Source organism: Corallococcus interemptor, from assembly GCF_003668875.1.
Classification (GTDB): domain Bacteria; phylum Myxococcota; class Myxococcia; order Myxococcales; family Myxococcaceae; genus Corallococcus; species Corallococcus interemptor.
Window position 1 is genome coordinate 1 of the sequence record NZ_RAWM01000082.1, and the last position, 15020, is coordinate 15020.

Sequence of the window (15020 nt, forward strand, 5' to 3'; positions counted from 1 at the left end):
GACTGACAGGCCGTCACACCGGCCCCCGCCTGCTTTTGACAATTTGTCCCAGGCGCCTGCCCCCGCTGTCCCCCTGGCTGGGGCCCTGGCGTATTCCGAAATAATTTCAAGGACTTGGCCGTAGGTCCTGGGTTTGACGCCCGCCCAACGATGGCACCTGCCTTGCTCAAGGTCCCAGCTGGGGCTGGCTTTCTCCCGGAAGCGTGATGGAACTCTTCTTTCGCAAGTACTTCTGGAGCGTGAACCTGTTGTTCATCCTGCTCGTCGCCCTCCTGGCGGCGCGCACGGTGAACCTGTTCGTCGAATCCTCCATCTCCCCCGCGCCCGCGTCCGAGGCGCCCGCCCGCGTCGCGCAGCGCACCCACGCCGCGGACAGCGGCCTGGCCACCATCGACGCGGAGCGCCTGTCGCGCCTCACCGGCGTGAAGCTGCCGGAGCCGGAGGTCGCGGTGAAGGAGCCCACGGCGCCGGAGTTCGACGCCAACGCCCCGCCGGCCAAGAGCGGCCTGCGCGTGAAGCTGCTGGGCACGCTCGTCGCGGCCAACCCCGACTGGTCCTTCGCATCCGTCATGGACATGAACACCCAGCGGTCGCAGACGTACATGATCGGCAACGACCTGATGGGCGCCACCGTCATGGAGATCGAACGCGAGCGCGTCATCATCAACAACCACGGGCGCCGCGAGTTCATCGACGGGCAGCCGGGTGACGGCGCCGTCGCCTACACCCCGCCCCCCACGGCCACGCCCGCCGCCACCCCGACCAACAGCCTGGGCAACGGCATCAAGTCCACGGGTGAGAACGAGTACGAAGTCCCCAAGGCCGAGATCGACAAGACGTTGAGCAACCTCAACGACGTGGCCATGCAGGCGCGCATCGTGCCCGCCTTCAAGGACGGCCAGGCGGTGGGCTTCAAGCTGTTCTCCATCCGCCCGGACAGCATCTATTCGAAGATCGGCGTCCAGAACGGTGACGTCATCCGCCGCATCAACGGCTTCGACATGAACAGCCCCGAGAAGGCGCTGGAGATCTACTCGAAGCTGAAGGACTCCAGCCGCATCGAGATCGAGATCGAGCGCAACGGCGCGCCGATCCGCAAATCCTACAACGTCCGTTAAACACCCCCGTCAAAGCGCCCGCTCCTCCATGAAGACGACGCTCCCGTCCTGGATGCTCTGCCTGTGCCTCGCGCTCTCCGTTCCCGCGTGGGCCCAGCGCCGTCCTACACAGCCCGCCAACCCGGCCCCCACTCGCGAGGCTTCGGGTGAACGTGACCGGACCATCACCCCGCAGAGCGCCAGCCCCGCGCCCGCCGAAAACCAGGGCCCGCGCCAGACGCCCACGTGCGAGCAGGCCCGGCGCAACGCGCGCTACGGCATCTACTTCGACAAGGTGGACATCGAGAAGCTCGTCCAGACCGTGTCGGACGCCACCTGCCGCACGTTCATCCTCCCGGAGAACGTGCGCGGGAAGATCTCCATCATCGGCCCGGAGAACGGCCGCGTGGAGGTGGACTCGGACTCGTTCTACTCCGCGTTCCTCGCCGCGCTCGACGCGAACGGCCTGGCCGTCTACCCGTACGGCCGGTTCCTGAAGATCGTCGACAAGCGCTCGGCGAAGCAGAACCCCATCCCGACCATCGTGGACGACACCACCCCGTACACGACGAACGAGCAGATGGTCACCAAGCTGTTCAAGATCAAGTACGTGGAGGTGGAGCCGCTGCGCGGCGTGCTCCAGCAGCTGGTCTCCAAGGACGGCGACACCATCCCGTACCCGCCGGACACCATCATCGTCAACGACGTGGGCTCCAACATCCACCGCCTGGAGCGCCTGATCAACCAGCTGGACAGCCGCTCCTCCAGCGACGAGATGCGCATCATCCAGGTGCAGTACGCCACCGCGCAGGACGTGGCCAACACCATCCAGAAGCTCTTCGAGGCCAAGGCCGGCGCGGGCGGCCGCGCGGGCCAGCGCCCCGGCAACTTCACGCAGGGCCAGCCGGGCCAGCCTCCTCCGGGCGCGGAGGGCGTCTCCGGCACCGAGTCGGGCGGCGCCGTCACGCTGTCGCAGATCATCCCGGACGAGCGCACCAACAAGCTCATCGTCGTGGCCAGCCCCGCCGCCTTCGGCCGCATCCAGGACCTGGTGCGGGAGATCGACATCCCGTCCGGCAGCGGCAACAAGATCAACGTCTACCCGCTGGAGAACGCCAACTCGGAAGAGCTGGCCAGCACGCTCCAGTCGCTCGCGCAGGGCACCGCCAACCGCCCCCAGCGTGGCCCCATCCCGGCGCAGCCGCAGGGCCTGCCGCGCGCGCCCGCCCAGGCCGCGGAGCTGTTCAGCGGCGAGGTGAAGATCTCCGCGGACAAGGGCACCAACTCGCTGGTCATCGTCGCCAGCCAGGCGGACTACAAGAACATCGTCCAGATCATCCAGCAGCTGGATCAGCCGCGCCGCCAGGTGTTCGTGGAGGCGGTCATCATGGAAGTGAACCTGGACCGCAACAGCGAGTTCGGCATCAACTTCCACCAGGGCTTCAGCCTCAAGACGGATGACGGCGCCATCCCCGGCATCCTCGGCACCAACTACTCCGGCGGCGGCGTGCCCCCGTCCTTCTCGCTGGCGAACCTGGCCAGCATGGGCGGCTTCCTCGCGGGCATCCAGGGCCCGGTGCTCCCGGAGCTCAAGGCGCTGGGCATCGACATCCCGGCCTTCGGCGTGGTGCTCAACGCCATGCAGCAGTCCTCCGACGTGAACGTGCTGTCCACGCCGCACCTGCTCACCAGCGACAACGAGGAGGCTGAAATCACGGTGGGCCAGAACGTGCCCTTCCAGTCCGGCTTCACCCCGTCCGCGCTGGGCAGCTCCGTCACCGGTGGCGTCCCCGGCGCCGGCGGCGTGCAGGCCTCGCTCTTGGGCTCGCTGGGCGGCCTGGGTTCGCTGTACGCGCCCATCACCCGCCAGAACGTGGAGCTCAAGCTCACCGTCAAGCCGCAGATCAACGAGAGCGACTACATCCGCCTGGTCATCACCGAGCAGACGGAAGAAATCGCCTCCACGGACCCCGTCCTGGGCCCCACGACGTCCAAGCGCAGCGCGAAGACGACGGTCATCGCCAAGGACATGGAGACGGTGGTGATTGGCGGCATCATGCAGGACCGCACGCTGGAGTCCGTCTCCAAGGTGCCGGTGCTGGGTGACATCCCGCTGCTCGGCCACCTGTTCCGCGACACCACGCGCCGCAAGACGAAGACGAACCTGCTGCTCTTCCTGACGCCCTACATCATCCGGGGCCAGGAGGACTTCCGCCGCATCTTCGAGCGCAAGATGAAGGAGCGGCAGCAGTTCGTGGAGCAGTTCTACGGCCAGGTCCCCGGCTACGACGTCGCGGTGGACTTCAGCCGCAAGCCCGGCCCCCTGTCGCGCATGAACCAGTCCGTCATCAAGGAAGAGCAGCGGGTGGAGAACGGCGGAAGCGGCACGCCCAACGAGCGCGTCATCCGCCCCAACGGCGCCCAGGGCAACGGCACCCAGCCGGCCCCCTCCCCGTCCCCCGCGCGGCCGGGCGGGGGAGCGCCGCCCGCGCAGGAAGGTGCCGCGCCCGCCCCCGAGGGCGAGCAGGCACCACGAAATTTCGAGGCGCCTCCGGAGGGTTCGGAGAGATCAGTCCCCGCGCCACAGCCCGAGGTCGTCGCGCCCAGCCCGGACGCGGACGCCGAGCGGCTGCGCATCCAGCCGGGCGACGGAGAGTAAGAGACCCATGGACCTGACCGCCGACACCCCCACTTCTCAAGGCTCCACCGCGACGCCCGACGTGTCCGGCGGCCGCAACGACGCCACCCAGGTCGTCGGCCACGGGCTGGCGTACCTGTGCGGCCGGCCAATGGGCGAAATCCTCCGCGCGCTCGTCCCCAGCCTCACCCCGGAGAAGATCCAGGAGGCGCTCGCCGCCCAGCAGGAGAAGGGCGGCCGCCTGGGTGAAATCCTGGTGGGCATGAAGGCCGTCAGCGAGGAGGACGTGTCCCGCGCGCTCGGCCACCAGCTGGACCTGCCCTACCTCCAGCGCATCTTCGTGGAGGAGGTGGACGCGGAGCTGGTCAAGCGCATCCCCATCAACTTCGCCCGCCAGACTCAGCTCTTGCCGCTCTCCCTGGAGGGCGACGAGGTGGTGCTCGCGGTGGCGGATCCGCTGGACACCACCGCCCTGGACCACGCGCGCCTCTTGCTGGGGCAGGCCATCCAGCCGCGCATCGCGCTGGCCTCCACCATCGTGGACGCCATCAACAGCGTGTACGACCGCTCCGTCAACGAGGCCGAAGCGCTCGTGGACGAGATGGAGACGACGGAGGACCTGGACTCGCTGGCCCATGAGCTGGAGGAGCCCAAGGACCTGCTGGACGCGGACGACGAAGCGCCCGTCATCCGGCTGGTGAACTCCGTGCTCTTCCGCGCCGCCAAGGAGCGCGCGAGCGACATCCACATCGAGCCCATGGAGCGCGAGCTCCTGGTGCGCTTCCGCATCGACGGCGTGCTCCAGGAGGTCATCAAGCCGCCCAAGCGCTACCAGAACTCCATCATCGCGCGCGTGAAGGTGATGGGGCAGCTCAACATCGCGGAGAAGCGCCTGCCGCAGGACGGCCGCATCCGCATCAAGCTGGCCGGCCGAGACATCGACATCCGTCTGTCCACCACGCCCACGTCCTTCGGCGAGCGCATCGTCATGCGTCTGTTGGACAAGACGGCGACGCTGCTGGACCTGGCGGAGATCGGCATGAGCCCGCAGGTGCTGGCCAACATGGAGTCGGTCATCAAGCGCTCGCACGGCATCGTGCTGGTGACGGGCCCCACGGGCTCCGGCAAGACGACCACGCTCTACGGCGCGCTCTCCAAGATCAACACCTCGGACCTCAACATCCTCACCGTCGAGGACCCGGTCGAGTACCAGCTCAAGGGCATTGGCCAGATGGCCATCGCTCCGAAGATTGGCCTGACGTTCGCGCAGGGCCTGCGCTCCTTCCTCCGCCAGGACCCCGACGTCATCATGGTCGGCGAAATCCGCGACAAGGAGACGGCGGAGATCGCCATCCAGGCGTCCCTCACGGGCCACCTGGTGCTCTCCACGGTGCACACCAACGACGCCGCGGGCGCCGTGACGCGACTCGTGGACATGGGCGTGCAGCCCTTCCTCGTGGCGTCGTCGCTCACCGGCATCCTCGCCCAGCGCCTCGTGCGCCGGGTGTGCCCGGACTGCCGGCAGCAGTACACGCCCACGGACGCGGAGCTGAAGGAGCTGGGCTTCACGCTCGCCAGCTTCAAGGCGAAGTTCAACACGGACCGCATCTACCGCGCGGTGGGCTGCCCGTCCTGCAACCGCAACGGCTACCGCGGCCGCTCCGGCATCTACGAGTTCCTCTTCGTGGACGACGACGTGCGCCAGCTGGTGCTCAAGAACGTGGACGCGTCCACCATCAAGAAGTCCGCCCTGGCCAAGGGCATGACGACGCTGCTGGATGACGGCGTGCGGAAGATCGCCCTGGGCGAGACGACCATCGCCGAAGTCCTGAGCATCACGCAGGAGGACATCTAGGTCCGCCATGCCCGTCTTCGAATACAGAGGCCTTGATTCCCAGGGCAGGCAGAAGAAGGGCCTGCTGGAGGCGGACTCGCCCAAGACGCTGCGCTCCAAGCTGCGCGCGGACGGCATCTTCCTCACGGACGTGCTGGGTCAGGCGGAAGGCAGCCGCGCGGGCGTCTCCAAGGGCGCCAACGCGAACCTGCTCGCGCGCGACGTGGACCTGCGCAAGCTGGGCCGCGGCCGCGTGTCCACGGAGGACGTCGCCATCCTCACCCGGCAGCTGGCCACGCTGCTGGGCGCGGGCGTCACCATCGTGGATTCGCTCAACGCGCTGGTGGACCAGGCGGAGAAGGAGCGCCTCAAGCGCGCCCTCTCCGACATCAAGCAGCGCGTGAACGAGGGCTCGTCCCTGGCGGACGCGTTCAGCCAGCACCCGAAGATCTTCCCCAGCATCTACATCAACATGGTGCGCGCGGGTGAGGCCTCCGGCGCGCTGGACCAGGTCCTCCTGCGTCTGGCGGACTTCACGGAGAACCAGGCCAAGCTGCAGCAGAAGATCATCGGCACGATGATCTACCCCATCATCATGCTGGCGGTGGGCGGCGGCATCCTGGTGCTCCTGATGGTCTTCGTCGTCCCGAAGGTCACCAAGATCTTCGAGACCATGAAGGCCACCCTGCCCCTCAACACGCGCATCCTCATCGCCGCGTCCAACCTCATGCAGGCGTGGTGGTTCATCATCATTCCGGCCTTCATCGCCGGCGTGGTGATGTTCATGCGCTGGACCCGGAGCCCCAAGGGCAAGCCCAAGTGGGACCGCTTCACGCTCAAGGCCCCCATCTTCGGCAGCCTGGTGCGCCTGCTGGCCATCTCCCGCTTCGCGCGCACGCTGGCCACGCTGCTCAAGAGCGGCGTGCCCATGCTGGCCGCGCTGGACATCGTCAAGGCGGTGATGACGAACTCGGTGCTGGCGGACGCGGTGGAGAACGCCCGCGAATCCATCCGCGAGGGCGAAAGCATCGCCAACCCGCTCAAGCGCTCCGGCCAGTTCCCGCCGCTCGTGTACCACATGGTCGCCATCGGTGAGAAATCAGGGCAGCTGGAGGACATGCTCCTGTCGGTGGCGGACTCCTATGAGACGCAGGTGAACGTGCGCATCGGCGCGCTCACCAGCCTCCTGGAGCCCATGCTCATCGTGGTGATGGGCGTGATGATTGCATTCGTCGCGCTCTCCATCCTGATGCCGATTCTGCAGGTGAACACGGCCATCCATTAGGTGGAGGGAGCTTCCGCGATGAACGACACGCTCGACCGGTGGATCCAGCGCGCCACGCTGATGGGCCTGCTGGCCCTGGCCGCCACGCTGGCGACGGTGGGGGCCACCCTCTACGCCCACCGTGACCCGCCCGCCGCCTCCAGCGCGGGCACGGCGCCCTGAAGCAGCCTCCCCTGACATCCCGACACACCCATGGCGCGGTGGCTTGCCAGAAAGTCACCCGAAGGTGAGTGAAGACATGCACACGACGAACGCGAAGAAGCAGCAGCGCCGCAAGAACCGCGGCATGACCCTCATCGAGATCATGGTGGTCATCACCATCCTCGGGCTCATCGCGGCGGCGGTGGGCGTGGCCGTCATCCCGAAGCTGGAAGAGGCCAAGCAGGACACCGCGAAGCTGGACATCCGCAACATCCAGAGCGCGATGAAGCTCTACTACACGAAGAAGGGCTCCTACCCGGACACCGCCACGGGCCTCAAGGCGCTGGTGGACACCAACAACCTGGAGCGCATGCCCATGGACCCCTGGGGCCGTGAGTACGTGTACATGAACGAGGGCGGCAAGCCGGTCATCACCAGCTACGGCGCCGACGGCAACCCGGGCGGCGAGGGCTCCGACGCCGACATCTCCTCCAAGGACCAGAACGCCCGTCAGTAACGGCGTTTTCCTGAAGCAAAGCCGCGCCTCCCGCGTGTTGTCGTAGGAATGCCCGTGATGACCCCCGAGCACACTTCCTCACCGACGTCCGCGCGCGAGGCGCGCGCCGTTTCCACCGAGCAGGCCCGCGCCCGCTCCTCCCGCCTGGGGCGCCTGCTCTTGCTGGGCGTCTTCGTGGGCGCCACGCTGCTCGCGTTCGCGCTGGTGTGGGCCACCGAGGACAACACCCTCACGCCCACGCAGCGCCAGGCGCGCGAGCAGATCCGCCGCCTGGAGGGGCTCTTCAAGGCCCACCACCGGCTGATGGGGTTCTTCCCCTCGCAGGAGCAGGGCTTCACGCCGCTCATCGACTCCAAGGTGATTGACGGCACGCCCCTGGACCCGTGGGGCCACCCATACATCTACCGAATGGAGGGCAAGACGGGCGCCGTGCTGTCGCTCGGCTCCGACGGCAAGCCCGGCGGCACGGGCGAGGCCGCGGACCTGTTCTCGGGCGGCATCGTGGCACAGGAGGTGCAGCCTTGAAGCGGGCCATGTCCTCCCCTCTTCCCGCCCGCCGCCGCCGTGCCCCGCGCGGCCTGACGCTGATTGAGATCTCCATCGCGCTGGCCATCGCGGCGGTGATGTTCGCCGCGGTGACCATTGGCATTGGCGCCATCACCGGCGCGAAGGCCAAGGGCAGCGCCACGGAGCTCGCGGGCGTCATCCGCTCGCTCTACGACTCGGCGGCGCTCAGCGGCAAGACGTGCCGGCTGGTGTTTGAAATCCCGGACCCGAAGCGTGAAGAGGCCACGCGCTACCACGCGGAATGCGCGGCCGGCGGCGTCACCACCTCGCGAGACCGGGACGCGGCGCTGCGCGACGAGTCGCGCGACCGCGAGCGCCGCGCGCGCGACGGCAACAACGGCGGAGACTCGCGCAAGAACTACACGCGCTCGGAGGGCTCGCAGCCGTCCGCGCAGGAGCTGATGGACGAGGAGAAGAACCGCATCGAGGCCCAGTCCACCTTCTCCGCGTACACCGCGGAGGAGATCTCGCCCAAGTCGCTTCCGGCGGGCGTGGCGGTGTCGGTGTGGACGCGGCAGCAGCGCGAGCCGGTGGAGAGCGGCGTGGCCTATCTCTACTTCTTCCCGCAGGGCTACACGGAGAAGGCCATGGTCTTCCTGCGCCAGGGTGACAACGCCTGGACGCTGGACGTGTCACCCCTGACGGGCAAGGTGTTCATCGCACCCGAGGCCCTGGAGGTGCCCCGCTCATGAGGACCCCCATGCGAAGGCGCTCGGGCTTCACCCTGCTGGAGACGATGGTGGCCCTGGCCATCCTCAGCGTCGCGCTGATGGCCATCTTCGACCTCAACTCCGGCGCGGTGGCGAACCACGTCTACACCAAGCGGCTCACCGTGGCGGCGCTCCTGTCCCGCTCCAAGATGACGGACCTGGAGCAGAAGCTCTACGACGACGGCTTCGAACAGGACGACGACGAGCAGTCCGGCGACTTCTCCGACGAGGGCTGGCCCCAGTTCAAGTGGCGCGCCCGCATCATCGCGCCCAAGACGGACGGCGTGACGCCGGATCAGCTCATTGGCGCCATCTTCAACCTGCCCATGGGCGGCGGCGACTCCGGCGACCCGCTGGGCGGCCTGGCCAGCCTCTTTGGCGGCGGTGGCGGCGACGGCAAGGGCGGTACGCCTCCGGGCAGCACCACCACCGCCAGCCCCATGGGCGCATCCGCCATGAGCATGGCGCAGCCCATGTTCACGCAGATGGTGGACCAGCTCACCAAGTCCGTCCGCGAGGTGCACCTCACCGTGTACTGGAAGGAAGGCACCCAGGTGGAGAGCGTGGACGTGGTGACGCACGTCGTGTCGCTGGGGCCGGGCGGCGACCGCAACGGCGGCTTCACGCCCAACGCGGGCAGCACGGCGGGCGCGGAGAACCAGTGGGTGAACCCGCGCACGGGCCAGGTGGTGGACAACCCCATTGACGGCCCCAACGGACAGAAGCTGGACCCGAACACGCGTGAGCCGCTGGTGAACCGCGCGGCCATGCTCAACCAGCTCAACAACCCGGGCGGCTCGCAGCAGGGCGGTGGCACCGGCAACACCGGCATCAACCCGCGCGGCCCCGGTGGCATCTTCGGCGGACGCGGCCTGCCCGGCCTGCCTGGACGCGGAGGCATCCGATGAAGCGTCGCATGCGTGGCTTCACCCTGATGGAGGTCATGGTCGCGGTGGGCATCACCGCCCTGATGGGCACCGTCGTCGCCATGGCCTTCCAGACGGGCATCAACGCCAAGGAGGTCGTGGAGGGCGAGGCCGAGCGCTACCGCATGGTGCGCGTGTCGCTCAACCGCATGGCCCGCGAAATTGGCTCCGCCTTCGTGAGCGACCGCTACGATTTGCGCCGCTTCCGCGACCAGAACGACCGGCCCACCAACTTCATTGGCGAGCGCGACAAGCTGACCTTCACGACGTTCGCGCACCAGCGCCTGTACACGGACGTGAAGGAGTCCGACCAGGCGGTGGTGGAGTACTTCGTGGAGAACTCCAGCGAGCGCGGCGCCCGTCAGCGGCAGGACCTGAAGCGCCGGGTGGACCCCAACGTGGGGGACCGCATGGACCGGGGCGGCACCACGGACGTCCTCTTCGAAGGCGTCAAGGGCGTGGAGTTCGCCTACTGGGACTCCGACAAGAAGGAATGGGACGACGAGTGGGACACGCGGCGCAACGAGCGCAAGGACATCCTCCCCACGCGCGTGCGCATCACCGTCATCGCCCTGGATGAGGCGGGCAAGGAGGCGCGCTACACGACACAGGCGCGCATCGTGCTCAACACGACGCTGCCGAGGTTCAACTGATGGCCTTCCCCTACTTCCAGCAGGCGTCCCGCCGGCGCGGCAAGGCGCGGATGGCCCCTGTCCATGTCCATGCCCAGACGCGCCCCGCGCGCTCGAGCGCGGAGAAGAAGCACCGGCGCTCGCGCGGCGTGGCGCTCATCATCGCGCTCGTGTCCATCACGCTGCTCACGGTGGTGGCCACGGAGTTCGCCTACAACACCCGCGTGGACCTGCAGCTCGCCGCCAACCAGCGCGACGAAGTGCGCGCCTACTACATGGCCCGCTCCGGCCTGTCGCTGGGGCGGCTCCTGCTGCGCTTCCAGCGGCAGGTGGACCAGACGCCCATCCCCAACCCCGCGAGCCTCCTGAGCGGCCTCATGGGCGGCGCCCTGGGCGGCGGCGCCACCGGCGCGGCCGGCGCGGCCGCGTTCCAGCCGCAGTCGCTCAACCTCCAGCTCTGGAAGCTGGCGCGGGTGGACTGCCACATGCTCAAGGGGCTGGTGAAGAGCGACGGCGCGCAGAGCGAGGACGGCCGCCCCGTGGAGACGGAAGCCGTGCAGGTGGACCCCAACTTCCAGATGGACGGCGAGGACGGGGACAACGCGGGCGCGGCCACGCAGATGGCGGCGCAGATGCAGCGCCGCTCCTTCGGCGGCTTCGAGGGCTGCTTCCTCGCGACCATCAGCGACGAGGAGGAGAAGCTCAACGTCATGCGCCTGAACACCGGCGGCGCGGAGTCGCAGGCCACCGCCGCGCGCATGCTGGACATGTTCTCCGACAAGCGCTTCGAGTTCCTCTGGCAGCAGGACGACGCCAACAAGGTGCGCTCCACGCCCCGGGACACCATCCTGGCGCTGAAGGACTGGTCCGACGAGGACCAGACCCAGTCCACCCTCAACGAGAAGGACCCGACGAACCCCTTCGTCGCGGGCTTCGCGGACGAGGGTTCCGCGTACAGCCGCTACGAACCGCGCTATGAAGTGAAGAACGCGCGCTTCGACAGCCTGGATGAGCTGTACCGCGTGCATGGCGTCAACGACCGCTTCATGGCGGCCTTCCGCGACCGGCTCACGGTGTACCCGGACATCAACTCCAAGCCCAACGTCAACACCGACGACCCCATCATGCTGGGCCTGGCCATCATGTCCGCCGCGGACCCCAACCGGCCGGATCCGCGCCTGACGGATCCGGTGTTCCTCAACGAGCTCATCAGCCGCATCCGCGCCGCGCGCATGTTCAACTTCTTCGGCATGTCGGTGGCGGACTTCGTGAACGTGGTGGAGCAGGCCGGCATCGCCGTCAACCCGCTCATCAAGGGCAACGTCCAGCAGAACCGCTACCTGGGCGACAAGAGCAAGACTTTCACCATCAAGTCCGTGGGTGAGGCGGGCAGCGTCCAGAAGACGCTCACCGCCGTCATCCGCCTGGACGACGGGCTGGGCAAGCTCGTGTATTACAGAGAGGAATAGCATGGCCCGCATTCTTGGCCTGGACCTGGGAAGCCACTCCGTGAAGGGAGTGGTGCTCAACTCCGGAGCGAAAAGCCAAAGCACCCAGGCCTACGCGGAGGTGCGCCGCGCGCAGGAGGGCGAGCGCTCGGAGACGCTGCGCGCCGCGGTGGAGGAGCTGCTCGGGAAGATGCCGGCGGGGCACGTGGATCAGGTCGTCATCGCCCTGCCCGGCCCGTCCCTCACCACGCACGCGGTGAGCCTGCCCTTCTCCGACAGCAAGCGCGTGGAGGCGACGCTGCCCTTCGAGGTGGGCAGCCAGCTGCCGTTCGACATCTCGGAGGTCGTCTACGACTACCAGGTGGTCGGCCAGAAGGACACCGGCGGCAAGGAGAAGGCCGCGGACCTGCTGGTGGGCGTGGTGAAGAAGGAGGAGCTCCAGTCGCTGCTGGCGCTGCTGGGCGGACTCCAGGTGGATCCGCGCGTCATCACCCATCCGGCGCTCGCGTACCAGAACCTCTTCACGCAGATGCCCGGCCTCTTCGAGGGCGCGTCCGAGGGCGGCCCGGTGGCGGTGGTGGACATCGGCCATGAGCGCACGTCGGTGGCCATTGGCCAGCCGGGCAAGGGCGTGGAGTTCGCGCGCACCTTCGCGGGCGGCGGGCGCGACCTGACGCGAGCCCTGGCCACGGAGTTCCAGACGACGCTGCCGGAGGCCCACGCGTGGAAGGAAGCGCACGGCGCCATGGCCAGCGCCGCCCAGGGCCCGGACGCCGAGCGCGCCGCGAACGCCTTCGTGCGCGGCCTGCAGCCGGTGCTGCGCGAGCTGCGTCCGTCGTTCAAGTCCTTCGCCGCGCGCACCCGCCGGCAGGTCTCCGCGGTGGTGCTGTGCGGCGGCACGGCGCGGATGCCGGGTCTGGCCGAGCAGCTGTCCAAGGATTTGAACCTGCCGGTGCGCGTGCTGGCGCTGCCGGCGGACGCGGCCGCGACGATTGGCGCCAAGGAGACGCCGTCCGCGGCGCAGGCGTACGCGCTGGCCATGCGCGGCAACGCGGCCGGGGCGAAGGCGCCTCGCTTCAACCTGCGCCGGGGTGAGTTCGCCTTCAAGGGCGGCTACGACTACGTGAAGGACCGGCTGGGCCTGCTGGCGTCCTTCGCGGTGACGCTGCTCTTGCTGCTCATCGCGTTCGGCGTCGTGCGCAACACCGTGTTGTCGCGGCGCGAGGCGGAGGTGGACGCGGTGCTCTGCAAGACGACCCAGCGCATCCTGGGCACCTGCGAGACGAACTACGACCGCGCGCTCAACATGCTCAAGGGCGTGGAGAGCCCCGCCGCGGCGCTGCCCGCCATGTCCGCCGTGAACCTGCTGGCGGAGGTCACCCAGCGCGTGCCGCCGGAGGTGCCGGTGAAGTTCGACCGCATCCAGGTGGACCTGGACCGCATCATGCTCCAGGGAGAGACGGACAGCTCCAAGCAGATCGACACGCTCTCCGCCGCCTTGAAGGGCCACCGCTGCTTCAAGGACGTGAAGGAGGGCAAGGTGGAGAAGACTCGCGACGGGCAGAAGGTGACCTTCCGCCTGGACGTGCAGGTGCAGTGCCCCGGCGAGCCGCAGGGGGGAGAGACCTGACATGGGAAAGATCAAAGAACTCTTCGCGCCCCTCCAGACCTGGTTCGAGCGGCTGAGCGACCGCGAGCGCAAGCTCGTGGCGCTGGCCGGCTCCGCGGTGCTGGTGTTCGTGCTCTTCGTCACCCTCTTCAGCTTCGCCAACAGCGCGAACGGCTACCGCCGCCGCACGCAGGACAAGCTGGCGAAGCTGCAGGAGGTGCAGGCGCTGGCGACCAGCTACGGCCAGGCGCAGGCGGAGCGGCAGAACGTGGAGCAGCAGCTCACCCAGAGCAACGTGCGCCTCATCACGTACATTGAAGACAAGGCCACCGCCGCGGGCCTCACCGTCCCCAACATGACGCCCAAGGGCGACGTGGGCGTGGGGGACGGGAAGATCATCGAAAGCTCCGTGGAGCTGACCTTCACGGACGTGGACCTGCGCAAGCTGACGGACTTCCTGCGCACGGTGGAGACGGGCCCGGGCATCGTGAAGGTGAAGTACCTGCGCGTGGAGCCCCGGCCCGCCACGGACACCCTGACGGCGTGGACGACCGTCGCCACCTACCGGATGAAGCAATAACCCATGGCCACTGAATCGAAGACCGCCCGCTGGAAGCTCGTCGTGGGCTACGCCGCCTTCGCGGTGGTGGCGTTCGTCCTCTGCCTGATGTTCACGTTCCCGTACGACGCGGTCCGCACGCGGCTGGTGACGGAGGCCGCGGCCCACGGGCTCGCGGTGCGCATTGGCGGCCTGCGTCCGGGCCTGTCCGGCGTCACCGCCACCAACGTGCGCGTGAGCAAGCCGCCCACGCCGCTAGGTGCTGAGTCCGTCGCGGCGCTCGCCCGGGGCGAGTCCGGCGGGCTGGGCCCGGATGAGCTGGGCGAGGCGCTCGTCTTCGACAGCGTGGCGCTGCGCCCCTCCCTCTTCCCGGTGGGCGTGGTGGCGAAGCTCAAGGGCATGGGCGGCACGGTGAACATCCACGTGGGCGGCATGAGCGGCACGTCGCTGAACGTGGACGTGGACGGCGTGCAGGCCGGCGGCGGCAACCTGCCGAAGTACACGGGCGTGGACATGGAGGGCACGCTCAACGCGAAGCTCGCGCTCCAGGCGCCCGGGACGATGATTCGCGGCCAGCCGGTGGACTGGTCCCAGGCGTCCGGCACGGTGGTGGTGGACACCCAGGGGCTCACCATCAAGGGCGGCAAGGCGGCCATCCCCATGGGCGGCGGCCCCGCGATGCCCATGGAGCTGCCGCGCGTGGTGCTGGGTGAGCTGCGCGGCGACCTCCAGTTCGACAAGGGCCTGGGCACGGTGCGCGACCTGAACCTCAAGAGCGAGGACCTGGAGGGCACCGGCACCGGCACCGTGAAGCTGGGCCGCCGGCTGGAGTACAGCGAGCTGGCCCTGGACGTGGGGCTGAAGTTCGAGCAGGCCTTCCAGCAGCGGCTGGGCCCCCTGGCGCTCGCGGTGAACATGCTGCCGCAGGACCGGGACAAGCCGGGTTGGCGCGGCGGCCGGCTCAGCGGCATGGTGAGCAGCCCCCGTTTCGGCCCCAAGCGGTAGGGCGGGGTCGGTTCCGGCCCTCCCCCCTCCTGCGGTCGGCCCCGGTTGATGC

General features: G+C 68.6%; 14 protein-coding genes. All 14 read left to right on the plus strand.

Annotated elements, in window-relative coordinates:
- Window positions 1-206: 206 nt before the first annotated feature.
- Window positions 207-1118, plus strand: a complete 912-nt coding sequence (gspC, locus tag D7X96_RS25400) for a type II secretion system protein GspC (protein WP_120548059.1) — start codon at window positions 207-209, stop codon at window positions 1116-1118.
- A gap of 28 nt (window positions 1119-1146) precedes the next feature.
- Complete coding sequence (gene gspD / locus D7X96_RS25405; protein WP_120548058.1) at window positions 1147-3756, plus strand: type II secretion system secretin GspD; 2610 nt, start codon at window positions 1147-1149, stop codon at window positions 3754-3756.
- 7 nt (window positions 3757-3763) lie between these two features.
- Window positions 3764-5590 (plus strand): type II secretion system ATPase GspE, encoded by a 1827-nt coding sequence (gspE, locus tag D7X96_RS25410; RefSeq protein WP_120548057.1) that lies wholly within the window; start codon window positions 3764-3766, stop codon window positions 5588-5590.
- Between the two features lie 7 nt (window positions 5591-5597).
- The gene (gene gspF / locus D7X96_RS25415; RefSeq protein ID WP_121770943.1) at window positions 5598-6854 is read left to right on the plus strand and encodes a type II secretion system inner membrane protein GspF; all 1257 of its coding nucleotides are present in this window, start codon (window positions 5598-5600) and stop codon (window positions 6852-6854) included.
- A gap of 18 nt (window positions 6855-6872) precedes the next feature.
- A complete protein-coding gene (locus D7X96_RS40320) occupies window positions 6873-7016 on the plus strand; it encodes a hypothetical protein (protein WP_167510879.1) in 144 nt (47 codons plus the stop codon).
- Window positions 7017-7092: 76 nt separating this feature from the next.
- Window positions 7093-7512 (plus strand): type II secretion system major pseudopilin GspG, encoded by a 420-nt coding sequence (gene gspG / locus D7X96_RS25420; RefSeq protein ID WP_120548055.1) that lies wholly within the window; start codon window positions 7093-7095, stop codon window positions 7510-7512.
- A gap of 57 nt (window positions 7513-7569) precedes the next feature.
- The gene (locus D7X96_RS25425; RefSeq protein ID WP_120548081.1) at window positions 7570-8037 is read left to right on the plus strand and encodes a type II secretion system protein GspG; all 468 of its coding nucleotides are present in this window, start codon (window positions 7570-7572) and stop codon (window positions 8035-8037) included.
- 8 nt (window positions 8038-8045) lie between these two features.
- The gene (locus D7X96_RS25430) at window positions 8046-8771 is read left to right on the plus strand and encodes a pilus assembly FimT family protein (RefSeq protein ID WP_120548054.1); all 726 of its coding nucleotides are present in this window, start codon (window positions 8046-8048) and stop codon (window positions 8769-8771) included.
- An 8-nt stretch (window positions 8772-8779) separates the two neighbouring features.
- Complete coding sequence (locus D7X96_RS25435) at window positions 8780-9697, plus strand: type IV pilus modification PilV family protein (protein WP_244219714.1); 918 nt, start codon at window positions 8780-8782, stop codon at window positions 9695-9697.
- Window positions 9694-10368: a type II secretion system protein GspJ gene (locus D7X96_RS25440; protein WP_121722669.1), complete on the plus strand. Its 675-nt coding sequence runs from the start codon at window positions 9694-9696 to the stop codon at window positions 10366-10368. Before D7X96_RS25435 ends, D7X96_RS25440 begins: the two co-directional genes overlap by 4 nt.
- Window positions 10368-11816, plus strand: coding sequence for a type II secretion system protein GspK (locus D7X96_RS25445; protein ID WP_121770944.1), 1449 nt, complete (start codon window positions 10368-10370; stop codon window positions 11814-11816). Before D7X96_RS25440 ends, D7X96_RS25445 begins: the two co-directional genes overlap by 1 nt.
- Before the next feature lies 1 nt (window position 11817).
- A complete protein-coding gene (gene pilM / locus D7X96_RS25450; RefSeq protein ID WP_120548050.1) occupies window positions 11818-13425 on the plus strand; it encodes a pilus assembly protein PilM in 1608 nt (535 codons plus the stop codon).
- A 1-nt stretch (window position 13426) separates the two neighbouring features.
- Complete coding sequence (locus D7X96_RS25455; protein WP_120548049.1) at window positions 13427-13984, plus strand: type II secretion system protein M; 558 nt, start codon at window positions 13427-13429, stop codon at window positions 13982-13984.
- A gap of 3 nt (window positions 13985-13987) precedes the next feature.
- Complete coding sequence (gene gspN, locus D7X96_RS25460; RefSeq protein WP_120548048.1) at window positions 13988-14968, plus strand: type II secretion system protein GspN; 981 nt, start codon at window positions 13988-13990, stop codon at window positions 14966-14968.
- Window positions 14969-15020: the final 52 nt, after the last annotated feature.

Coding starts and splice junctions, on each gene's coding strand:
- gspC (WP_120548059.1), top strand. CDS start 207: ATGGAACTCTTCTTTCGCAAGTACTTCTGGAGCGTGAACCTGTTGTTC.
- gspD (WP_120548058.1), top strand. CDS start 1,147: ATGAAGACGACGCTCCCGTCCTGGATGCTCTGCCTGTGCCTCGCGCTC.
- gspE (WP_120548057.1), top strand. CDS start 3,764: ATGGACCTGACCGCCGACACCCCCACTTCTCAAGGCTCCACCGCGACG.
- gspF (WP_121770943.1), top strand. CDS start 5,598: ATGCCCGTCTTCGAATACAGAGGCCTTGATTCCCAGGGCAGGCAGAAG.
- D7X96_RS40320 (WP_167510879.1), top strand. CDS start 6,873: ATGAACGACACGCTCGACCGGTGGATCCAGCGCGCCACGCTGATGGGC.
- gspG (WP_120548055.1), top strand. CDS start 7,093: ATGCACACGACGAACGCGAAGAAGCAGCAGCGCCGCAAGAACCGCGGC.
- D7X96_RS25425 (WP_120548081.1), top strand. CDS start 7,570: ATGACCCCCGAGCACACTTCCTCACCGACGTCCGCGCGCGAGGCGCGC.
- D7X96_RS25430 (WP_120548054.1), top strand. CDS start 8,046: ATGTCCTCCCCTCTTCCCGCCCGCCGCCGCCGTGCCCCGCGCGGCCTG.
- D7X96_RS25435 (WP_244219714.1), top strand. CDS start 8,780: ATGCGAAGGCGCTCGGGCTTCACCCTGCTGGAGACGATGGTGGCCCTG.
- D7X96_RS25440 (WP_121722669.1), top strand. CDS start 9,694: ATGAAGCGTCGCATGCGTGGCTTCACCCTGATGGAGGTCATGGTCGCG.
- D7X96_RS25445 (WP_121770944.1), top strand. CDS start 10,368: ATGGCCTTCCCCTACTTCCAGCAGGCGTCCCGCCGGCGCGGCAAGGCG.
- pilM (WP_120548050.1), top strand. CDS start 11,818: ATGGCCCGCATTCTTGGCCTGGACCTGGGAAGCCACTCCGTGAAGGGA.
- D7X96_RS25455 (WP_120548049.1), top strand. CDS start 13,427: ATGGGAAAGATCAAAGAACTCTTCGCGCCCCTCCAGACCTGGTTCGAG.
- gspN (WP_120548048.1), top strand. CDS start 13,988: ATGGCCACTGAATCGAAGACCGCCCGCTGGAAGCTCGTCGTGGGCTAC.